Source organism: Amycolatopsis saalfeldensis, assembly GCF_900110575.1.
GTDB classification, from domain to species: Bacteria; Actinomycetota; Actinomycetes; order Mycobacteriales; family Pseudonocardiaceae; genus Amycolatopsis; species Amycolatopsis saalfeldensis.
Genome location: NZ_FOEF01000002.1, coordinates 145550 through 169659, shown reverse-complemented (window position 1 = coordinate 169659; position 24110 = coordinate 145550). Strand labels below are relative to the sequence as shown.

Sequence of the window (24110 nt, the reverse complement as noted above, 5' to 3'; positions counted from 1 at the left end):
TCGACGTCGAAGGCGGCCAGCGTGATGGTGTCGTCGGCGGTCTTGCCCAGCCGGACGCGGAGGTGCTCGGCGCCCTCGGCGTGCAGTGAAACACCGTTCCAGGAGAACGGAAGCAGCCGTTCGTCCGTGCTGCCGAGTCCCGCGAAAGCCGTGGCGTGCAAGGCGGCGTCGAGCAGGGCCGGGTGCAGGCCGAACCGGTCGCCGCCGCCGGCCTCGTCGGGCAGTTCGATTTCGGCGAAGACCTCGTCGCCCGCGCGCCACGCCGCCCGCAGGCCACGGAACACGGGGCCGTACGCGAATCCCGACTCACCGGCGGCCTGGTAGAAACCGTCCAGCCCGACCGGGGTCGCGTGCTCGGGCGGCCAGGCCGCGGTGCCGGGCCCGGCAACCGGCGGGCTCGCGATCAGGGTGCCCGTCGCGTGCCGGGTCCACGGCGCGCCGGGGACGGCGGCGGGGCGGGTGTGGACGGTGATCGCCCGCCGTCCGGAGTCGTCCGGACCGCCGAGGGAAACCTGGAGCACCACAGCGTCTTCCGGGCCGAGCACCAGCGGCGCGGCCAGGGTCAGCTCTTCGACGCGGTCGCAGCCGGCCTGGTCCCCCGCGCGGATCGCCAGCTCCAGGAATCCGGTGCCGGGGAACAGCACGGTGTCGCCGACCGCGTGATCGGCGAGCCAGGGGTGGGTCGCCACGGACAGCCGGCCGGTGAACAGCTCGCCCTCGGTGCCGGCCAGCGCGACCGCCGCGCCCAGCAGAGGATGCGCGGCGGCCACCAGACCGGCCGCGGTCACGTCGCCCGGGTCCGCCGAAGCCGCCGGCCAGAGGTGTTCGTGCTGGAAGGCGTAGGTCGGCAGGTCGATCCGGCGGGCCCCGGTCCCGGCGAAGAACGGCTTCCAGGCCACCTCGGCCCCGGCGACGTGCAGCCGGGCGAACGCCGTGAGCACCGCTTCGCCTTCCGGGAGATCCTTGCGCAGCAACGGAACCGCCACGACTTCCGCCGTCTCGTCGGCCAAGACCTCAAGCGTCATCGCCGACAGCACCCCGCCGGGACCCAGCTCCACGAAGCCGTTGACACCCGCGGCGCGCAGCGTCCGGATCCCGTCGGCGAACCGGACGGCTTCCCGCACATGGCGCACCCAGTACCCGGGCGTGCGCAGCGCGTCGTCGGCGATCTCGCCGGTGAGGTTCGAGACCACCGGGATCCGCGGGGCCTCGAAGGTCAGGTTTTCGATCGCCCGGCCGAATTCGCCGAGCAGCGGGTCCATCAGCGGCGAGTGGAACGCATGCGAAGTCGCGAGCCGCTTGGTCTTGCGGCCCTGCGCCTCGAAGACCGCGGCCACCCGCCCGACGGCTTCGGCGGTGCCCGAGACCACCACCGCGTCCGGGCCGTTGATCCCCGCGATCGAGACGTCTTCGCCGAGCAGCGGGGTGACTTCGTCCTCGCTCGCCCGCAGCGACACCATCACCCCGCCCGCGGCCGCCTGCATCAAGCGGGCCCGCGCCGCGACCAGCGCGCACGCGTCCGGCAGGGAGAACACCCCGGCCACGTGGGCGGCGGCGACCTCACCGATCGAATGGCCCCCGACGTAGGCGGGCTCGATGCCCCACGACCGCGCCAAGCGGAACAGCGCCACCTCGATGGCGAACAACGCGGGCTGGGCGAACTCGGTCTGGGTGACCGCGTCCTCGTCCTCGCCCCACATGACCTCGCGCAGCGGACGGTCGAGCAGGCCCTCGAACGCCGCGAAGATCTCGTCGAGCGCTTCGGCGAAGACTGCGGACTGCGTGGACAGCTCCCGGCCCATCCCGGCCCGCTGGCTGCCCTGCCCCGGGAACAGCACCGCGAGCGAGCGCTCTTCGGCCACCCCCCGGACGACCTCGTCGCCGAGCAGGACCGCCCGGTGCTCGAAGGTCGAACGAGTTGTGGCCAGCGAATAGCCGATGTCCAGCGAAGAACGGTCCGGGTGACTGTCCGCAAAGGACTTCATGGTGGCCAGCTGGGCGTCCAGCGCCGCCGCCGACCGGCCGGAGACCAGCCAGGGCACCACCGCCGGGGCCACCACCGGTTCGGCCTCCGCGGGCACGGCGGCCGGGGCCTGTTCCACGATCACGTGGGCGTTCGTGCCGCTGACCCCGAACGAGGAAACCCCCGCCCGGCGCGGGCGGTCCACCGCCGGCCAGGCGACCGGCTCGGTGACCAGCTCGACCGCGCCTTCGGCCCAGTCGACCTGTGTGGACGGGGTGCCCACGTGCAGCGTCTTCGGCACCACGCCCTCTCGCATCGCGAGCACCATCTTGATCACGCCGGCCACGCCGGCGGCGGCCTGGGTGTGGCCGAAGTTCGACTTCAGCGAGCCCAGCAGCAGCGGCCGTTCGCGATCCTGCCCATAGGTCGCGAGCAGGGCCTGGGCCTCGATGGGGTCGCCGAGGCGGGTGCCGGTGCCGTGCGCCTCGACCACGTCGACGTCCCTTGCGGACAGTCCGGCGTCGGCCAGCGCGGCCCGGATCACCCGCTGCTGGGACGGCCCGTTCGGCGCGGTCAGCCCGTTCGACGCGCCGTCGGAGTTCACCGCGCTGCCCCGCACCACCCCGAGCACCTGGTGCCCGTGGCGCCGGGCGTCGGAAAGCAGTTCCAGGACCAGCATCCCGACGCCTTCGGACCAGCCCACGCCGTCCGCGTCGTCCGAAAAGGACTTGCACCGGCCGTCGGCCGCGAGGCCCCGCTGCCGCGAGAACTCGACGAACATTTCCGGCGTCGACATCACCGCGACGCCGCCCGCCAGCGCCAGCGAGCACTCACCGCCGCGCAGCGCCTGAGCGGCCAGGTGCATCGTGACCAGCGAAGACGAGCAGGCGGTGTCCACAGTGACAACCGGGCCTTCGAGGCCGAGCGTGTAGGCCACGCGACCCGAAGCGATGCTCGGCGCGCTGCCGTTGCCCCGGAAGCCGTCGAACTCCAGGCCCTTGAGCGCGGTGCCGTAGTCGCTGTACATGACCCCCGCGAACACGCCGGTCCGGCTGCCCCGCAACGTCACCGGGTCGATGCCGGCCCGTTCGATCGCCTCCCACGAGATCTCCAGCAGGAGCCGCTGCTGCGCGTCCGTCGCCAGTGCCTCGCGCGGGGAGATGCCGAAGAACTCCGGGTCGAACTCCCCCGCGCCGTGCAGGAATCCGCCGGAGCGGGTGTAGGACGTGCCAGGGTGCTCGGGGTCCGGGTGGTAAACGCTCCCGACGTCCCAGCCGCGGTTGGCCGGGAAGTCCGAGATCGCGTCGACGCCCTCGGCCGCGGCCCGCCACAGGTCCTCCGGCGAGCCGACCCCGCCCGGGTACCGGCAGCTCATCCCGACGATGGCGATCGGCTCGTGGGCCCGCGACTCGAGTTCGTGGACCCGCTCGCGCGCGCCGCGAAGATCAGCGGTCACGCGTCGCAGATACTCGACGATCTTGTCCTGCTGGTCTTCCACTGGCTTGTCCTCATCACGTCGTAGTCGCGGCAGGGGGTGAACGGCAGGGTGTGTACGGCCCTGACCTCAGCCGAATTCTTCGTCGATGATCCCGAGCAGCTGATCGAGAGACGCCGAAGCGATGTCTTCCTTGGGCGCCTGGGGATTCCCGGCCGGCGACGCCGCGGGGCGCCGCAGCCGGGCGATGATCTCTTCGAGCCGTTTCGCGACCGCTTCGTGCTCGGCGTCGTCCGATTTCAGGGCCACCTCGAGCCGGCCCAGCTCTTCGAGCGCCGAACCCGGCGGGCGGGCCCCGTCCTCGGGCAGCCGCGCCGAGAGGTACCCGGCGACCGCCTCGGGCGACGGGTAGTCGAACACCAGGGTCGAGGGCAGCCGCAACCCGGTGGCAGCGTTCAGCTGGTTGCGCAGCTCGACCGAGGTCAGCGAGTCGAAGCCCAGGTCCCGGAAGTCCCGCGTGGCGCCGATGGTGGCCGGCGAGGAGTGGCCCAGCACCGCGGCCACCTCGGTGCGCACGAGGTCCAGCACGAACCGCGCCCGCTCTTCGCCCCGAAGACCGGCGACCCGCTGCGCCGCCGGCTCGCCCGTCTGAACCGCGGCACGGCGTACGGCCGGGACCAGGCCCCGCAGCATCGACGGCACCACACGCTGGGCCCGCAGCGCCGCGGTGTCGATGGTGGCCGCCACGACCAGGGGTTCGCCGGAGCCGATCGCGAGGTCGAACAGCGCCAGCCCCTGCTCGGCGGGCAGCGCGGCCACCCCGTCCCGGTCCAGCCGGGCCAGATCGGTGCCGGACAGGGCCGCGGTCATGCCGCTCTCCTGCGCCCACGGCCCCCACGCCAGGGAAACGGCCGGCAGTCCTTCGCGCTTGCGTTGCCGGGCAAGGGAATCCAGGAGCGTGTTCGCCGCCGCGTAGTTGCCCTGTCCCGGGCTGCCCAGCACGCCGGCGACCGAGGAGTACAGCACGAAGGCGGCGAGGTCGAGCTCCCGGGTGACCTCGTGGAGGTTCCAGGCCGCGTCGGCCTTCGGGCGGAGGACGGCCGCCATCCGCCCGGGGGTCAGCGCGCCGATCACCCCGTCGTCGAGCACCCCGGCGGTGTGCACGACGGCGGTGAGCGGGTGGTCGGCGGGGATGGCGCCGACCAGGGCGCGCACCGCGTCGAGATCCGCGACGTCGCAGGCGGCCACCGACGCGTCGGCGCCCAGCTCGGCCAGTTCCGCCACGAACTTCTCCGCGTCCGGCGAAGCCGGCCCGGACCGGCTGGCCAGCACCAGCCGCCGTACGTCGTGCTCGGTCACCAGGTGCCGGGCCAGCAGCCGGCCGAGCCCGCCGGTGCCGCCGGTGATCAGCACGGTTCCTTCGGGGGCCCAGCCGAGCGGGCCCGGGGCCGGCGACCGCCGGGCCAGGCGGGCGGCCGAAACCTCGCCACCGCGGATCGCGAGCTGCGGCTCTTCGGGCATCGCCAACGCCGTGCTCAGCGCGGCCGGCCCGAGGTCTTCGCGTGGGTCGAGGTCCACCAGCCCGAAGCGGCCCGGGTGTTCCGACTGCGCGGTGCCCACGAGCCCCCACGCCGCCGACGCCGGAAGGTCTTCGCCGCTCGTCGCGCCGCGGGTGAGGAACACCAGCCGCGACGACCGTTCTTCGGCGAGCCAGCCCTGCAGCAGTTCGAGGGTGCGGGTGCTCAGCGCGTGCGCGGAGTCCACCGGTCGATCGCGGCCGCCGGCGAGGCAGATCAGGACAACGTCCGGAACCTCTTCCAGCGCACCGAAATCTTCGCTCACGGTGACATCGCAAGCGCGCGCGACGCCGAACGGATCCTCGCCCAGCAGGGCCACGGACTTCGGCCCCGCGGACTCGGCCGCCACCGGCGTCCAGTCCACTCCGAACAGTGCGTCCCCGGCGACCGCGTCGGCCGCCCGCAGCTGCGCTCCGGAGAAGGCCCGCGAGACCAGCGACTCGACGGTGGCCACCGGAAGCCCGGCGGGATCGGTGATCGTGATCGACATCGTCTCTTCGCCGGTCGGCACCAGCCGCACCCGCAGCGAAGCGGCGCCCGCCGCGTGGAGCGAGACGCCCTCCCACGAGAACGGGACCGCACCGGTGCCGTCACGCCCTGCGGCCGGGACCAGCCAGGGGTGCAACGCGGCGTCGAGCAGCGCCGGGTGGAGCCCGAACGCGCCGGCGTCGGCCAGAACGTGGTCCGGCAGGCTCACTTCGGCGAAGATCTCGTCGTCGCGGCGCCACATCGCCCGCAGCCCCTGGAAAGCCGGTCCGTAGTCGAAGCCGAGGCCGGCGAAGTCCTCGTAGCAGCCCTCCACGAGGACCGGTTCCGCCCCGGCCGGGGGCCAGACCGCGCTCTCTGCAGGCAGAGCGGCCACCCCTCGGGAGAGGCTGCCCGAGGCGTGCCGCAGCCAGGACGCGTCGTCGGCGCCGGCCGGACGGGAGTCGATCAGGATCACGCGGCTGCCCGTGTCGGTGGGAGCGCCCACCGAAACGCGCACCTGCACGGCACCCTGACCGGAGAAGACCAGCGGCGATTCGAGTGTCAGCTCGTCGATCCGCGTGCAGCCGACCTCGTCGCCCGCCCGGATCGCCAGCTCGGCGAAGGCCGTGCCGGGCAGCAAAGTCTTGCCCAGCACCACGTGGTCGGCGAGCCACGGGTGGGTCCGCGTCGACAGGCGGCTGGTGAACACCACGCCCGCGTCGTCGGCCAGCGCGACGAAGCCATCCAGCAGCGGGTGGCCGACGGACGTGAGGCCGACCGACGCGGCGTCACCGGCAGCGGAGGCCGCCGGGGCCGGCCAGTAGCGCTCGCGCTGGAACGGATAGGTCGGCAGGCTGATATTCGCCTCCGCCCCGGCGAACAACGAGGTCCATTCGACGCCGGCCCCGCTGACGTGCAACCGGGCCAGCGCGCCGAGCAGCGCCTCCTTTTCACCACGGTCCCGGCGCAGCGCGGAAATCACCGTCACTTCGGCCGGATCCACGAGGTCGAGCGCCATCCCGGCGAGCACCCCGCCGGGACCGAGTTCGACAATGACATTCGAGCCCGCAGTGTCTGAGCCCGAGCCGACCAGTGCCTGCACGCCGTCGGCGAACCGGACCGCATCGCGCACCTGCCGCACCCAGTAGCCGGGCGAAGCCAGTTCCCGGGCGCCGGCGAGCTTGCCGGTCACCCCGGAAACCACCGCGATCCGGGGTTCCCCGAAGGTCAGGCCGGCGATCGCCTCGGCGAACTCGGCCAGCATCGGCTCCATCAACGGCGAGTGGAAAGCATGCGACACCGCCAGCCGTTTGGTCTTGCGGCCCAGGTCCTCCAGCTGCGCGGTCACACCCGACACCGCTTCTTCGGTGCCCGCGAGCACCACCGCCTCCGGGCCGTTCACCGCGGCGATCGACAATGCGGCTTCGTGGCCGGCCAGCAGCGGCAGCACCTCGGCCTCGGCCGCGCGGACGGAGACCATCGCGCCCGCACCGGCCGGCAGCGCCTGCATCAACCGCGCCCGGGCCGTCACCAGGGCGCAGGCGTCGGCCAGCGATAGGACCCCGGCGACGTGCGCCGCCGCGATCTCGCCGATCGAGTGGCCCGCCACCCGGGAAACCCGCACCCCCAGCGACTCCACCAGCCGGAACAGCGCCACCTCGATCGCGAACAACGCGGGCTGGGCGTAACCGGTCTGGTCGAGCGCCTCGGCGTCGGTGCCCCAGACGATCTCGCGCAGGGGACGGTCCAGGCCCCGTTCCAGCTCGGCGGCCACGGTGTCGAAGGCGTCCGCGAACGCGGCGAAGTGGTCGTACAGCTCGCGCCCCATCCCGAGCCGCTGGCTGCCCTGGCCGGAGAACACCACGGCCACCGAACGGTGCGCGGCCAGTCCCGTGATCACCGCCGGCTCACCGTCCACTCCGGTCAGCACCACCGCGCGGTGGTCGAACAGCGCGCGGCCGGTGACCAGCGAACGGCCCACATCGGCCGCGGGAACGCCGGGGTTGAGCCGGGCGAATTCCCGCAGCCGCGTGATCTGCTCGCTCAGCGCCGCCTCCGACTTCGCCGACAGCAGCCACGGCACCACGTCCGCCCGGCCGGAGTCCTCGACCTCCGCCGCACTCGGCGGGGCCTGCTCCAGGATCACGTGTGCGTTGGTCCCGCTGAGCCCGAACGACGACACCCCCGCCCGGCGCGGACGATCCACCTCCGGCCACGCAGTCTGCTTCGTCAACAACGACACCGCACCAGCCGACCAGTCCACATGCGACGACGGCTCGCTCACATGCAACGTCTCCGGCAACACCCCGCGCCGGATCGCCATCACCATCTTGATCACACCCGCCACCCCAGCGGCAGCCTGAGTATGGCCGATGTTCGACTTGATCCCGCCCAACCACAACGGAATCTCCCGATCCTGACCGTACGTGGCCAGAATCGCCTGCGCCTCAATCGGATCACCCAGCACTGTCCCGGTCCCATGCGCCTCCACCGCGTCAACATCCGAAGCAGACAGTCCAGCCCCGGCCAGCGCCTGCCGGATCACCCGCTGCTGCGCCGGACCGTTCGGCGCCGTCAACCCGTTCGACGCACCATCCTGGTTCACCGCCGAACCCCGCACGACCGCCAGCACCCGGTGCCCGTTGCGCTCCGCATCGGACAGCCGCTCGACGACCAGGACACCCACGCCTTCGGCCCACCCGGTCCCATCCGCGTCGTTCGAGAACGCCTTGCAACGACCGTCCGGAGCCAACCCGCCCTGACGGCTGAACCCGGCGAAACCCGTCGCGGTGGACATCACCGTCACGCCACCGGCCAACGCCAGCGAGCATTCACCGGACCTGAGCGCCTGCGCGGCCCAATGCAACGCCACCAGCGACGACGAGCACGCCGTGTCCACCGTGACCGCCGGACCCTCAAAACCGAACGTGTAAGAAATCCGGCCCGACACCACACTCGCCGCCAGACCCGTGGTGGCATGGCCTTCCACGTCCTCGGGTGAGTTCTCCACCAGGCTCGCGTAGTCCTGCCCGTTGGTGCCGACGAACACCCCGGTGGACGTCCCCCGCAGGCCGGCCGGGTCGATCCCCGCGCGTTCGACGGCCTCCCACGAAGTCTCCAGCAGCACCCGCTGCTGCGGGTCCATCGCCAGCGCCTCACGCGGCGAGATGCCGAAGAACCCGGCGTCGAATTCCGAGACGTCGTCGAGGAAACCGCCGTGACCGGTCACGCTGGTACCGCGGCCCTCGCCGGCCAGCGCGGCCAGGTCCCAGCCCCGGTCCGCCGGGAAGGCCGACATCGCGTCGCAGCCCTCGTCGACCAGCTGCCAGAGGTCCTCCGGCGAACGCACGTTCCCGGGGAACCGGCAGCCCATGCCGACGATCGCGATCGGCTCGTCCACGACCGGCGGCGTCCGGACCTCGGTGTGGGTCCGCCGGGCCTCACCCAGCAGCTCCCGCAGGAGGTGCCCGGCCAGCTCCGCCGGTGTCGGATAGTCGAAGACCACTGTGGACGTCAGCGCCAGGCCCGTGACACCGGCCAGCCGGTTGGCCGCTTCGACCGCGGTCAGGGAGTCGAAGCCGAGATCCCGGAACGCCGTGCCGGCCCCGACGGCGGCCGCGGAGCCGTGACCGAGCACGGCCGCGGCGTGGGTGCGGACGAGCTCCAGGAGCGTTCCGGCCCGGTCGGCTTCGGGCAGTTCCGCCAGCCGTTCGCGCAGCTGCGCCCCCGCCGAGCCCGGTGCCTGCTCGTCCGCCTCGAGCACACGGCGGGCTTCGGGCAGCTCCGAGAGCAACCGGCCCGGCCGTAAGCCCAGCAACGCGGTCAGCAGCATCGGATCACGCAGATCGGCGATCACCGCCGTCGCCGCCGATGCGGTGACGACCCGGCCGAGCGCGGCCGCCGCCGGCCCCGGTTCGAGCAGGGCGCCGCCCAGCCGCCGGGAACGTTCCTCCACCCGTGCCTCGTCGGCCATGCCGCCACCGGCCCACGCGGCCCAAGCGATCGAGGTGGCCACGAGCCCGTCGGCGCGACGGCGTTCGGCGATCGCGTCCAGGACCGCGTTCGCCGCCGCGTAGTTGCCCTGCCCGGGGCTGCCCACCGAACCGGCGATGGACGAGAACAGCGCGAACACCTGGAGTTCGAGGTCGCGGGTCAGCTCGTCGAGGACCAGCGCCGAGGTGACCTTCGCCCGGAACACCGCCTCGAACCGATCCGGAGTCAGCCCGTCGAGCACACCGTCGTCAAGGACACCGGCGGTGTGCACCACCGCGGTCAACGGAAGCTCGCCCGGAAGCCCCGCCAACAGCTCCCGAACAGCGTCACGGTCCGAGACATCACAAGCAGCCACAGTGACCCGGGCGCCCAGGGCCGTCAGCTCGTCACGTAAGTCTTGTGCCCCTGGCGCGTCCGCCCCACGGCGACTCGCCAGCACCAGATGCGGAGCACCCTTCGCCGCCAGATCCCGGGCGACATGAGCCGCCAGCGCGCCGGAACCGCCGGTGATCAGCACCGTCCCGGCCGGGCTCCAGGCCGTCGCCTCGGCCGTGGCGGGGGCGGGCACCAGACGGCGGCCGAACACCCCCGAAGCCCGGACGGCAATCTGGTCCTCGGCGGTGTCCGCGTGCCAGAGGACCGCGGCGAACCGTCGTGACGCGCGCTCGTCGAGCACCTCGGGAAGATCGATCAGGCCACCCCAGGACCGCGGATGCTCCAACGCGGCCACGCGGCCCAGGCCCCAGACACCGGCCTGCGAGACGGCGCGGAGCGGATCGGCGCGACCGGTGGTGACCGCGCCGCGCGTCACGGCCCAGACCGGGGCAGTGACCCCGGCGTCGCCCAGTGCCTGCAGCAGCCCGGTGGTCGCGGCCGCGGCGGACTCGGCGAAAGCGAGCAGTGACACCACTCCGGCCAGGCCGTCGGGAATCGAAGCCCGCAGTTGCTCGGTCAGGTCGGCTCGCTCGGTACCGCCGACGTCGAGCCGGACCACCGCCGGGCCCATCGCTTCGACCACCGACGCGGCCCAAGCGTCCTCGGCGAGCGCCCGCGGCACCACCACGAGCCACGGGCCCAGCGGCACCGGTGCCGGCGCTTCCTCCAGCGGCAGCCAGCTTTCCCGGTACCGCAACGAGTCCATCTTGGACTTCTCCCGGCGCTTGCGGCGCCAGGCCGACAACGCCGGCACCACCTCCTCCAGCGCCGTCCCGGCGACCCCGAGGTCGCCGGCCAGCGTGCCGAGGTCCGAGCCCTCCACCGTGGCCCAGAACCGGTCGTCGGTCCCGGAGTCCGTGGTGTCACCACCGATGCCGGCTTCGGGCCAGAACCGCTCGCGCTGGAACGCATAGGTCGGCAGATCCACGCAGTGGGCGCCCGAGCCGGCGAAGAACCCCGGCCAGTCCACCCGCGCGCCCAGCACGTGCAGGCCGGCGAGCGCCGCGACGACCGAGGCCTCCTCACCGCGGTCGCGGCGCAGCGCCGGGATCACCACCGCGTCGGCCGGCAGGTTTTGCCTGGCCATGGCGGACAGCGCGCCGTCCGGGCCCACTTCGAGGAAGCCGGCCGCGCCCGCGTCACGCAACGCCGCCACGGCGTCGGCGAAGCGCACGGTGTCGGCCGCGTGCCGGACCCAGTAGTCCGGCGAACGGAGGAGTTCGGCGCCGGCGAGCGCGCCGGTCACCGTCGACACCACCGGAAGCACGGGCGGACGCAGGTCGAGTCCCTCGACCACCCCCCGGAACTCGGCGAGCATCGGTGCCATCAGCGGTGAGTGGAAGGCGTGCGACACCGGCAGCCGTGTGGTTTTGCGGCCCCGGGCGTCGAAGGCGGCCGCGATCACCGACACGGCGTCTTCCGCGCCGGAGATCACCACGGCGTCCGGGCCGTTGACCGCCGCGATCGAGACCGTGGCCTCGTGGCCGGCCAGCAACGGCCGGACCTCGGCTTCGGCCGCCTGCACCGAGACCATCAAGCCCGAGCCCGGCAACGCCTGCATCAACCGGCCCCGGGCCACCACCAGCCGCACCGCATCGGCCGGCGACAGGACCCCGGCCACGTGCGCCGCGGCGACCTCGCCGACCGAGTGGCCGGCGACGAAACCGGGCCGCACACCGAAAGACTCCAGGAGGCGGAACAACGCGACCTCGACCGCGAAGAGCGCGGGCTGGGCCCATCCCGTCTGATCGAGCAGGTCCTTTTCCCCACCCCACAGGACGTCGCGCAGCGGGCGGTCCACTCCGGCGTCGACGTGCGCCGCGATCGCGTCGAAGGCCTCGGCGAACGCGGGGAACCGCGCGTGGAGTTCCCGGCCCATGCCGAGCCGCTGCGACCCCTGGCCGGTGAACAGCACCGCCAGCGGACCGCCGCCGGCGACCCCTCGGGCGATCTCGCGTACACCGTCGCGCCCCGGCAACAAGGCCGCCCGATGCCCGAAGGCGGACCGGTTGGTCACCAGCGAGTAGCCGATGTCCAGCGCGGTCAGCTCCGGATTGGCCTCGGCGAACGAGGTGAGCCGGTCGATCTGGGCCGCCAGCGCGCCCTCGGTCTTGGCCGACACCAGCCACGGCACCTGCCGCGGTTCGGCCGGCACCCGCTCGCGCTCGGGCGGTTCCTCCACGATCACGTGGGCGTTGGTGCCGCTGATCCCGAACGACGAGATCCCGGCCCGGCGGGGACCGCCGCCCGGCCAGGCCACCGGCTCGGCGAGCAGGGCGACCGAGCCGGCCGACCAGTCCACCTGGGACGAGGGAGTGCCGACGTTCAGGCTGCGCGGGAGCCGGCCGTGCCGCATCGCCATGATCATCTTGATCACGCCCGCGACCCCGCCCGCCGCCTGCGCGTGCCCGAAGTTGGACTTGATCGACCCGAGCCACAACGGGTGGTCCCGGTCCTGTCCGTAGGTGGCGAGCAGTGCCTCCGCCTCGATCGGGTCGCCCAGCGCGGTCCCGGTGCCGTGTGCCTCGACGACGTCCACTTCGGACGGTGACAGGCCCGCGCCCTCCAGCGCGGCGAGGATCACCCGCTGCTGCGAAGAGCCGTTCGGGGCGGTGAGCCCGTTCGACGTGCCGTCGGAGTTCACCGCGCTGCCGCGGAGTGTCGCGAGGATCCGGTGGCCGTGGCGCCGGGCGTCGGAAAGCCGCTCCAGCACGAGCATCCCGGCGCCCTCGGCCCAGCTGGTGCCGTCGGCGTCCTCGGAGAAGGACTTGCACCGGCCGTCCGCGGCCAGGCCGCCCTGCTTGCTGAACTCGACGAACATCGACGGCTCCGACAGCACGGCCACCCCGCCGGCCAGCGCGAGCGAGCACTCCCCCAGCCGCAGGGCCTGCGCGGCCATGTGCAGGGCCACCAGCGAAGACGAGCACGCGGTGTCGACGGTCAGTGAGGGGCCTTCGAGGCCGAAGGTGTAGGAGATCCGGCCGGACATCACGCTGCTGGTGTTCCCGGTCAGCACAAAGCCTTCCGAGCGGCTGGCCTCGGACAGCAGCGACGCGTAATCGCTGCTCGACGCCCCGACGAACACCCCGGTGGGCGTGCCGGCGAGCGATCCGGGCACGATGCCCGCCGCCTCGAACGCCTCCCAGGACACCTCCAGCAGGATCCGCTGCTGCGGGTCGGCGGCCAGCGCCTCGCGGGGGCTCATCCGGAAGAACCCGGCGTCGAAATCGGCCGCGTCGGCCAGGAATCCGCCCGAGCGGGTGCTCGAGGTGCCGGGGCGCAGGCCGTCCGGGTCGTAGAGGCCGTCGAGGTCCCAGCCCCGATCGGCCGGGAAGCCGCCGATCGCGTCACGGCCCGAGGAGACGAGTTCCCACAGCTCGTCCGGCGACCGCACCGCGCCGGGATAACGGCAGCTCATCCCGACGATGACGATCGGGTCCACAGTGTCCACAGTGTCCACAGTGTCCACAGGGCCGGCCGGGGCGGCGGCGGGCTCGGCCGGCCCGTCGTCCAGGACCAGCTCGGCGAGCAGGTGCGCGGCCAGCGCCGACGGGGTCGGATGGCTGAAGACCGCGGTCGGCGTGAGCCGGAAGCCGGTCGCCGCCGTGAGTTTGTTCCGCAGTTCCACCGAGGTCAGCGAGTCGAAGCCCAGCTCCTTGAACGCCCGGCCCGGTTCGACCTCCGCGGCCCGTCCGTGCCCCAGCACGCCGGCGGCCTCGGCCTGGACCAGCTCGACGAGAGTGCGTTCACGGTCCTCTTCGGACAGTCCGCGAAGACGGGCGGCCAGGGGTGCCGCACCGGCGGCGCTCGCGGCGGCCGAACGACGGACCGGGGCCCGGACGAGCCCGCGGAACACGTGCGGCACCTCGTCACGCTGCCGCGACAGGTCCACGGTCGCCGCCACGATCACCGGGGCGGCCGAGCCGAGCGCGGCGTCGAACAAGGACAGGGCCCGCTCCTCCGTGAGCACGGGCAGGCCTTCACGCGCCATGCGCGCGAGGTCGGCTTCGGTCAGCGCCGCGGTCATCCCGCTGCCCGGCGCCCAAGCACTCCAGGCCACCGCGGTCGCCGGGAGGCCGAGGTCGCGGCGGTGCTGGGCGAGGGCGTCCAGCCCGGCGTTCGCGGCCGCGTAGTTGCCCTGCCCGGCGCTGCCGAGCGAGCCCGCGACCGAGGAGAACAGCATGAACGCGGCGAGGTCCCGGTCCGCGGTGAGCTCGTGCAGGTGCCAGGCGGCGTCGAGCTTCGGGGCCAGCACCGTGTCGAGGCGGTCCGGGGTGAGCGAGTCCAGCATGCCGTCGTCGACGACCCCCGCCGCGTGGATCACGGCGGTCAGCGCGTGCGCGTCGGGCAGGGCCGCCAGCAGATCCGCCACCGCGCCGCGATCGGCCAGGTCGCAGGCGACCGCCTCGACCCGGGCGCCCGACTCGCCGAGTTCGGCCAGAAGTTCTTGCACGCCTTCGGCTTCCGGGCCGCGCCGGCTCGCCAGCACCAGGTGCCGGACGCCTCGCTCGGTCACCAGATGACGCGCGAGCAGCCGGCCGAGACCACCGGTGCCCCCGGTGACCAGGACCGTGCCCTCGGGGTCCCAGTCGCCCGGGATCCGCAGCACGAGCTTGCCGACGTGCCGGGCCTGGCTCATGTACCGGAACGCCTCGGGGGCGCGCCGCACGTCCCAGGACCTGACCGGCAGCGGCGACAGGACCCCGGCGGCGAACAGCTCCACCAGCGTGGCCAGCATTTCCTGGATCCGGTCCGGACCGGCCTCGGACAGGTCGAACGCCCGGTAGGCGACCCCGGCCGGCTCGCGGATGTCGGTCTTGCCCATTTCGAGGAACCGGCCGCCGGGGGCGAGGGTGCGCAGGGAGGCGTCCACGAACTCGCCCGCGAGCGAGTTCAGGACCACGTCGACGCCGCGGCCGCCGGTCACGTCCAGGAAGCGCTGTTCGAAGTCGGTCGTCCGGGAGGACGCGAGGTGGTCTTCCGCGACGCCGAGCGCCCGGAGCGTGTCCCACTTGCCTTCACTGGCCGTCGCGAAGACCTCGGCGCCGAGGTGCCGCGCGTACTGGATCGCGGCCATGCCGACGCCGCCCGCCCCGGCGTGGATCAGCACGGACTCACCGGGCCGGAGCCCGGCGAGGTCGCTCAACGCGTAGCAGGCGGTCAGGAAGACCAGCGGGACCGCCGCGGCGTCCACTTCGGACCACTGCGCGGGCACGGGGACCAGGAAGCGCTCGTCGACCACGGCAGCGGGGCCGAAACCGCCGTCGACCATGCCCATCACCCGGTCGCCCGGCCGGAGCGCACGCACCTCCGGTCCGGTCTCGACGACCACGCCGGCCGCTTCCGCGCCGAGCGGACCGGCCTCGCCCGGATACATGCCGAGCGCGTTGAGCACGTCGCGGAAGTTCATCCCGGCCGCGCCGACCCGCAAGCGCACTTCCCGGCCGGAAGGCGGCGTGACGGCCATCGGCGCCAGGGTCAGCTCGTCCAGGCTTCCCCGGCGCGGGCTGTCCAACCGCCACGTGGTTCCACCCGGCGGCAGCAGACCCGCGTCGCTGGAGCCGGTGAGGTGGGAGAGCCGGGCGACGCGGACCTCGCCGCCGCGGACGACCGCCTGCGGTTCGCCGGAGGCCAGCAGCCCGGCGAGTGCGGCGGCCGAAGCCGGCACCGGGGCCTCGGCGTCGAAGTCGACGAGGACGAGCCGGCCCGGGTTCTCCGCCTGCGCCGACCTGATCAGGCCCCACACCGGCGCGGCGGCCGGGTCCGTGACCGGCTCACCGGCGGACTGCACCGCGCCCCGAGTGACGACGACCAGGCGGGTGTCGTCGAACCGGCTATCCGCCAGCCACTCGCGCACCGTCGAAAGGGTCTCCGTGAGCGCGGCGCGGTAGCCGCTCGTCCCGTCGACGGGCAGGACGAAAACCGTCGCGCCGTCCGCACAGGGATTCGGGTGGCACTCCACCGAGTTCGCGGCCTCCAGCAGGCCGTTCGCCACGTCCTGGGGGTCGGCGCCGAGCACGGTGAAACAGTCCTGCGCGTCCAGGTCGACCGGCAGCGGAGTCCAGTCCAGGCGCCAGAGGTGCTCGAAGGCGCCCTCGTCGTCAGCGGCGAACGACGGCGGCCGCAGGACCAGCGACTCCGCCGAGAACACCGGGGCACCGGCGGGATCGGTCGCCAGGATCCGCACGGCGTCGTCACCGGCGGGGCTCACGCACACCCGCAGCGCCGACGCGCCGGTGGCGTGCAGGGTGACGTCGGTCCAGGAAAACGGCACGGTCCCGGCCGGACCGCTCAGCGCCGGTGCGTGCAGGGCCGCGTCCAGCAGCGCCGGGTGCAGCCCGAAGGTCTCGGGCGAGCCGGAATCGGGCAGCCGGACCTCGGCGAAGACCTCCTCACCCCGCCGCCACGCCGCGGTGAGCCCCTGGAACGCCGGACCGTACTCGAAACCGGCCTGCACCAGGCTTTCGTAACACCCGGACAGGTCGACGGCCGACGCCCCGCCCGGCGGCCAGGCGCCTTCGAACTCGAACGCGGGCGTGCCCGAGGCGAGGAGCCCGGCGGCGTGACGGGTCCAGGACGCCATCGCGTCCTTCCGCGCGTGGAGGGTGACCGCCCGGGTGCCGGCCTCGTCGAGCGCGCCGACCGTGACCTGCACCTGGACGTCGTCGTGCTCGCCGACCACCAGCGGGGCCTCCAGGACCAGCTCGGCCACGCGGTCGCAGCCGACCTCGTCCCCGGCGCGGATCGCCAGTTCCACCAGCGCCGTGCCCGGGACGAGGACCCGGCCGCGCACGCGGTGATCGCCGAGCCAGGCGTGGGTGCGCCGGGAAACCCGGCCGGTGAACAGCGTCTCGCCGGTCGCGGCCAGTTCGAAGGCCGTGTCCAGAACCGGGTGGTCCAAAGTGGACTTCACTCGCCCGGCCCCGCTGCCGGTCCAGAAGCGGCTGCGCTGGAAGGCATACGTCGGCAGGTCGATGCGGCGGGCGCCCCGGCCGGCGAAGAACAGTGACCAGTCCGGTCCGGCGGCGCGGACGTGCAGGGCGGCCATGGTGGCGACGACCGAGGCGGCCTCGTCCTCGTCGACGCGCAGTGCCGGCGCCGCGAAGGTGTCCCCGTCCGCCAGGATCTCCGCGACCATTCCGGACAGCACGGCGCCGGCCCCGAGTTCGAGTACCGAGGTGACGCCTTCGGCACCCAGCGTCGCGACCGCGTCGGCGAAGCGGACCGGCTCGTGGACCTGGCGCACCCAGTAATCGGGCGAGCCGAAGCCCTGGGCGGAACTCAGCTCACCGGTCACAGTGGACACCACCGGCAGCTTCGGCTTCCGGTAGGTGAGCACGTCGGCGACCCAGCGCAGATCGTCCAGCGCGGGCTCCATCAGCGAAGAGTGGAAGGCGTGGCTCACCCGCAGCGGCGTGCACTTGATCCCCTGCCCGGACAGCTCCGCGGACAGCACCCGCACACCGGCCTCAGGTCCGGAAAGGACCACCGCCTCCGGGCCGTTGACCGCGGCGACGCAGACCTCGCCAGGGTGCTCGGAAAGCAGCTCGCGGACCCGGTCTTCGCTCGCCCGGACGGCGACCATCGCGCCACCTGCGGGCAGGTCCTGCATGAGACGGCCGCGATGGGCGGCGAAGGCGGCGGCGTCCGGCAGTGACCAGATCCCGGCCACGTGCGCCGCGGCGACCTCGCCGATCGAATGACCGGTGACGACGTCCGGCCGCACGCCCCACGACTCCAGCAGGCGGAACAGCGCAACCTGGAAGACGAACAGGGCCGGCTGGGTGTACGCCGTCTCGACCAGCAGCGCGGCTTCGGCCGAATCGGGCTCGGCGAACACCACGGACTTCAGCGGGCGGTCGAGATGCAGGTCCACCTCGGCACACGCGTCGTCGAAAGCCTTGGCGAACGCCGGGAACCGCGCGTGCAGCCCACGGCCCATGCCGAGCCGCTGCGCGCCTTGGCCGGGGAAGACGAACGCGAGCCGCCCGTGCTGGGCGGTTCCCTCGTGGACCGTCTGGTGCCGTTCGCCCTCGGCCAGCGCGTCGAGGCCGGCGAGGCCGGCGTCCACGACCACGGCCCGGTGCGGCAGCGCCGCTCGGCTCCACGCCGAGGAGAACGCGAGGTCCAACGGCCGGGCGCCGGACCGCACCACGTCTCGCAGCGAAGCGGCCTGGGCGCGCAAGGCGGGCAGGCTGCGAGCGGAAAGCACGAGTGGCGTCGGGCCTCCCGGGTCCGCGACGTCAACCGGCGCGCCGGCTTCGGGAGCCTGCTCCAGGAGAACGTGGGCGTTGGTGCCGCTGAAGCCGAACGACGAGACCGCGCACCGCCGAGGCTCGCCACGGTCGGGCCATTCCCGCTGCCGGGTAAGGAGTTCCAGCGTTCCCGCGGACCAGTCGACGTGCGGGGTGGCCGGATCCGCGTGCAGCGTCCGGGGCAGCACCCCCGCGCCCATCGCCGAGACCATCTTGATCACGCCGAGCACCCCGGCCGCGGCCTGGGCATGGCCGATATTGGACTTGACCGACCCCAGCAGCAGTGGTTGCCCGGCCTCCCGCCCGGCGCCGTAGACGGCCTGGAGCGCGGCGCCTTCGATCGGGTCGCCGAGTGCGGTGCCGGTGCCGTGCGCCTCGACGGCGTCCACATCGGACGGTTGAAGGCCGGCGTCGGCCAGCGCCTGGCGGATGACCCGCTGCTGGGCCAGCCCGTTCGGGGCGGTCAGGCCGGCGCTGGCACCGTCGGAGTTCACCGCGGAACCCCGGAGCACCGCCAGGACCCGGTGTCCGCGCGCTTTGGCCGTGGAAAGGCGCTCCACGAGCAGCATGCCGACGCCCTCGCCCCAGCCCGTGCCGTCGGCACCCGCGCCGAAAGCCTTGCAGCGCCCGTCTTCGGCGAGACCACGGACCCGGCTGAACGCCATGAACGAACCGGGGGTGGCCATCACCGCGACCCCGCCGACGATCGCCTGGTCGCAGTCGCCCCGCCGGAGGGCCTGGGCGGCGACGTGCAGCGCCACCAGCGACGCGGAGCAGGCCGTGTCGATCGTGAGGGCGGGTCCGTGCAGGCCGAACTCGTAAGCGATCCGCCCGGACGCGATGCTGCCCGCGGTCCCCGTGATCAGGTGACCCTCCGCGCCGTCACGCGCGTCCTGCATGCCCGGCCCGTACTCGTGGTTCTCCGCGCCGATGAACACCCCGGTGGAGCTGCCGGCGACCGACTGCGGATCGATGCCGGACCGTTCGAACAGCTCCCACGCCAGTTCCATCAGCAGGCGCTGCTGGGGATCCATCGCGGCGGCCTCACGCGGGGAGATCCCGAAGAAGTCCGCGTCGAATTCCGTCGCGCCCTCGAGGAAGCCGCCGAACCGGGAGTACGTCCGCCCGGGCCGGTCCGGGTCGGGGTCGTAGGAGCCCTCGATGTCCCAGCCGCGGTCCTCGGGGAAGCCCCCGATAGCGTCCTTGCCCTCGACGAGAAGCTGCCACAGCTCTTCCGGGGAGGACACCCCGCCGGGGGCGCGGCAGGCGGTGCCGACGATCACCACCGGGTCGCCGGCGTCGGTGGCCTCGGCTCCCCCGGCGACGACCTGCGCGGCCGGTTCTTCGCCGAAGAGGTGCGCAGCGAGGCCGTGGGCGAGGCTGCTCGCCGTGGGATGGTCGTAGATGTCGGTGAGCGGAAAGGAAATCCCGAGTTCGGCTTGGACCAGGCGATGCAGCTCGACCGCCGCCAGCGAGTTCAGGCCGAGGTCGGCGAAGCGGCGGAGCGGATCTTCGACCTCGGCGCGTTCGACGCCCAGCGCTGTGGCCGCGAACCGTTGGACCATCGCCAGCAGCTTCCGGACGGCTTCACCGCGCGAGCCCGACAGCTCGCGCCACGCTTCGGGAGCACCGCCGTCACCCTCGCCGGCCGAGGACACGTTGCAGGCTTCGCTCGTCATATCGCCGCGCCACCAACCTTTGCACCCTGGTCCGCCAACTGCCTTCGGCCCCGATCGTAGAAGTCCGCACCCTGTACTTTTTCCTAGAGGACGCACCGGTTTCCGCACGCCATCCGGTCACCGCCGCCAGAACTGGTGTTTTCCCGCGAACGGCTGGGGGACGCTTCGGCGACACCAGGCCGCGGCATGGAACGCCGGCGCAAGAGGCCGGCCCGCGCCATGCCGAGTAGTCGCCGGCCGCGTTCTCTCCGGAGGGGCACCCCGCTATGACCTTGGCCAGTCAGCACCCCATGACCATGTTCGGCCCGGACTTCCCCTTCGCCTACGACGACTGGCTGAGCCACCCGGCCGGTCTGGGCCGGCTGCCGGAGCACCGCCTCGGCACCCCGGTGGCCGTGGTCGGCGGCGGGGTCTCCGGCCTCGTCGCCGCGTACGAGCTCATGAGACTCGGGCTGCGGCCGGTGCTCTACGAGGCCGGCGAACTCGGCGGGCGCATGCGCTCGATCGCCTTCGCCGACCACCCGGATTCACTGGCGGAGCTGGGCGCGATGCGTTTTCCACCCTCGGCGAGCACCCTGTTCCACTACATCGGCCTGCTCGGCCTGGCCACCCGCCCGTTTCCCAATCCGCTCTCGGCCTGCACGCCGAGCACGGTGCTCGACCTCGGCGGAGTCGTCCACCGCGTCCGGACCGCCGACGAGCTGCCCACCGACTACCAGGCGGTCGCCGACGCCTGGGACAAGGCGCTGCAGGACCGCGCGGAACTGTCCTCGATGGAGGACGCCATCCGGCGGCGCGACGTCCCGGCGATCAAGTCCATCTGGAACCGGCTGGTGACCGAAATGGACGATCAGTCGTTCTACGGCTTCCTGGCGGCGTCCTCGGCCTTCGAGTCCTTCCGCACCCGGGAGATCTTCGGCCAGGTCGGCTTCGGCACCGGCGGCTGGGACACCGACTTCCCGAACTCGATCCTGGAGATCCTGCGGGTCATCTACACCCACGCCGACGACGACCAGGTCAGCATCGTCGGCGGCGCCCGGCAGGTCCCGGCCGGGCTGTGGACCCGCACGCCCGGGCGCCTGGCGCACTGGCCCGCCGGCACCTCCCTCTCGTCGCTCAACTCGGGCCGCCCCCGCCCGTCGGTGACCCGGCTGAGCCGCACCGGCGAGGCCATCACCGTCGAGGACAGTTCGGGCGCGCGGCAGGACTTCGCCGCCGCCGTGTTCACCCCGCACGTGTGGACGCTGCTCGGCCGGATCGACTGCGCGCCGGAGCTGCTCAGCGTTCCACAGTGGACCGCGGTCGAGCGCACCCACTACATGAACTCCTCCAAGCTGTTCGTGCTGACCGACCGGCCGTTCTGGCGGGACACCGACCCGCGCACGGGCCGCGACGTGATGGGCATGACCCTCACCGACCGCAGCCCGCGCGGGGTGTACCTGTTCGACGACGGACCCGACCGGCCGGGCGTGATGTGCCTGTCCTACAGCTGGAACGACGACTCCTCGAAGATGCTCACCCTCGACGACGGCCAGCGCCTCGCCGTCGTCCTGCGCCAGCTCAAGGCCATCTACCCGGACGTCGACATCGCCTCGCACGTGATCGGCGACCCGATCACCGTCACCTGGGAGCGCGAGCCCCACTTCATGGGGGCGTTCCGCGCCAGCCTGCCGGGCCACTACCGCTATCAGCGGCGCCTGTTCACCCAGTTCATGCAGCGCGGGGAACCCGACGCGCGGCGCGGCTTCTTCCTTTGCGGCGACGATGTTTCGTGGACCGCGGGGTTCGCCGAGGGCGCCGTGACCACCGCGTTGAACGCCGTCTGGGGAGTGCTCGACCACCTCGGCGGCGCGACCGCCCCGGAGAACCCCGGCCCCGGCGACCGCTTCGACGAACTCGCCCCGGTGGACCTGCCCTTCTGAGGACAGTCCGAAAGGGACCGGCAGCGTCAAGGCACGGGAACGGGCTTCGCCGCCGTCTTCGGGGTCACCGGGATCACCTCGAAGTTCCCGGCCGTCACGTCGAGCCGGTGGAACAGCAGGTCGGGGCCCGTCACGTACAGGGTCGAGACGCCCTCGTCCTTCAGCGCCCCGACCACGGCCGGCCAGTGGATCGGCCGGTCGAAGGTGTCCAGCAGCATGGTGCGCAGCTCCGCGGCCGAGCCGATCCGGCGGCCGTCCTGGTCGGCGATGACCGGCAGGGCCGGTTCCGCGAGCGGGTAGCGGGTGAACACTTCGGCGTCGGCCTTCAGCCGTAAGGGCGTGAACCGCCGCGCGTGCACCGGTGGCCGCATGGTCTGCATGGAATAGCCGCCGAGCGCGCGGACCGCCGCGATGAGGTCGTCGAGCTGCGCCGCACGCAGGGAAACCAGGTAGGCGCCCTCGTCGAGATACCCGGAGATCTCGATCCACTCCCCCCGGGCGGACCGCTCTTCGACCAGCGCCAGAAACTCCTGACCGGGCACCCGGACGAAGCAGTGCGTCACCAGATCGTCCGGCTCACCGGCGAAATACTCGTCCTCGCAGCGGACGAGGTCGACGGTGAGCCGGACAGCGTCGGCGAAGTCCAGCGAGCCGGCGTACGCCGCGGCCGCGCGCTGGCCGACGCTCGCGCCGACGCAGAAATCGGGACGCAGCCCCAGTTCCTGCTCGGCCCGGTCGGCCAGCGCGAGCGAGTTGACCAGGAAGGCCACCTGCGCGTGGACGTCGTAAACCCCTTGGGCGGCACGGAAACCGTCGAGCAGTGAGCGGCCGAGCACCTCGTCGGCCACCGCGATCCGCCGGCGCGCGTAGCGGTCCAGCACCATGAACCGGCCGACCTCGTCGAACGTCGACGAGCCCATCCCGGGGAAGGCCACGGCGACCGCACTGCGGGGTTCGCTCACGCCGAGACCGCCAGCTCCTGGAGCCGCTTGCTGTCGGGCTTCCCGTTGCCGTTGAGCGGAAAACTGTCGATGACGACCATCCGGTCGGGCACCTCGTAGTCGGCCAGCGCCGTCCTGGCCACGGCGCGCCAGTGGTCCGGTCCGCGGTCCTCGTCGTCCTCGACGAAGGCGATCAGCTCACTGCCCCGGCGCTCGCACGGGATCGCGATGATCTTGGCGACGCAGCCGGCCTCCGCCATCCGCCGTTCGATCATCTCGGGGTAGAGGGTGTAGCCCATGCGGTGGACCGCGCGCTTGCGGCCCAGGATGACCAGGCTGCCGTCTTCGGTCAGGCGGCCGAAGTCGCCGCTCGGGTACCAGCCCCGGCTGATCGGCTGGACCTCGCCGTCCTCGCCGAGGTAACCGGCCATGACGTCCGGGGTGAGCACCATGACCTCGCCGACCTCGCCGGCGGGCAGCTCGGCGCCCTCGTCGTCCACCACGGCCAGCCGCACGCCCTCGACCGCGCGCCCGCAGGCGACCGGGTTGTCCAGCGTCGCGAACGAGACGTTGCCCAGTTCGGTGCTGCCGTAGCTGTCGAGCAGGTGGTGCCCGACCTCGTCGGCGTAACGGTCCACCAGGCCCGGGTCCAGGGGTGCGGCGCCGGCGCAGAGCATCCGCGCCTCGGCGAGCACCCGCATCAGCACGGGCCGGCGGCGGGCGATGTTGAGCATGCTGCGGTAGGTCGCGGGGGTGGCGTCGAACACCGTCCCCCCGCACAGCCCGGCCATCTGCAGGGCGTGGTCGAGCCGCCGGTACGGGGCCACCACCAGGGAGCACCGGGTGAGCCAGGCGATCAGCACCATGGACAGCCCGTACTGGTGGGAGAACGGCAGCAGCGGCACCAGCACGTCACTCGCGACGTGCCCGACCTGGTTGAGGTTGCGGCGCAGGTTGGCCAGGAACGAGCCGCCGGACTTGATGATCGCCTTCGGCGCGCCGGTCGAGCCGGAGGAGAACATGAGCAGGCCGTCGGGGAGGTCGCACCACGGCTGGACGTCCAGCTCCGCCGCGGTCGCGGTGCGGCCGGCGGAGTACAGCTGGAGCTCGTAGATGGTGAAGCCCAGGATGTCCAGCTCGGGCAGGACCGTGGTATCGCCGCTGATGCAGACCTTCACGCGGGCCTGGGCGATCAGGCGGGCGGTGGTCTCGGGCCGCTCCTGGTAGTCGATGAGCACGATCGAGGCGCCGAGGTGCATCAGCGCGAGCAGCGCGGTGAGGTAACCCGGTGAGTTCTCCGCCTTGAGCAGCACCCGGTCGGACCGGCGCACCCCGCGGTCCCGCAGCTCGCCTGCCATCCGGACCGCGTCGGCTTCCCACTCCTCGAGAGTGCGGACACTGTCGGCGCCGCAGATCTTCGCCATGGCCGAACCTCTTCCTTC

Annotated in this window: 4 protein-coding genes and 2 pseudogenes; 1 reads left to right on the top strand and 5 read right to left on the bottom strand. The window is 72.9% G+C overall.

The genetic code is table 11. The annotated features are described in order from the left end of the window. Positions 1-2: 2 nt before the first annotated feature. From BMY97_RS49505 to BMY97_RS47725, 3 genes and pseudogenes are all read right to left on the bottom strand, one after another. Positions 3-323: pseudogene (locus tag BMY97_RS49505) on the bottom strand (polyketide synthase dehydratase domain-containing protein); the annotation flags it as partial. A 183-nt stretch (positions 324-506) separates the two neighbouring features. Beyond that, positions 507-3425, bottom strand: a pseudogene (locus BMY97_RS49500) (type I polyketide synthase); the annotation flags it as partial. 102 nt (positions 3426-3527) lie between these two features. Beyond that, positions 3528-19805: a type I polyketide synthase gene (locus tag BMY97_RS47725; protein WP_218156697.1), complete on the bottom strand. Its 16278-nt coding sequence runs from the start codon at positions 19803-19805 to the stop codon at positions 3528-3530. Positions 19806-20071: 266 nt separating this feature from the next. Between BMY97_RS47725 and BMY97_RS04930 the strand changes: the two genes are divergently transcribed. After that, complete coding sequence (locus BMY97_RS04930; RefSeq protein WP_091613187.1) at positions 20072-21727, top strand: flavin monoamine oxidase family protein; 1656 nt, start codon at positions 20072-20074, stop codon at positions 21725-21727. 26 nt (positions 21728-21753) lie between these two features. Here the strand turns inward: BMY97_RS04930 and BMY97_RS04925 are convergent, their stop codons facing one another. Further along, entirely contained in the window at positions 21754-22689 is a 936-nt protein-coding gene (locus tag BMY97_RS04925) for an ACP S-malonyltransferase (protein WP_218156696.1), read from the bottom strand. Beyond that, the gene (locus BMY97_RS04920) at positions 22686-24092 is read right to left on the bottom strand and encodes a class I adenylate-forming enzyme family protein (RefSeq protein WP_091613183.1); all 1407 of its coding nucleotides are present in this window, start codon (positions 24090-24092) and stop codon (positions 22686-22688) included. The genes BMY97_RS04925 and BMY97_RS04920 overlap by 4 nt, the downstream gene beginning before the upstream one ends. Positions 24093-24110: the final 18 nt, after the last annotated feature.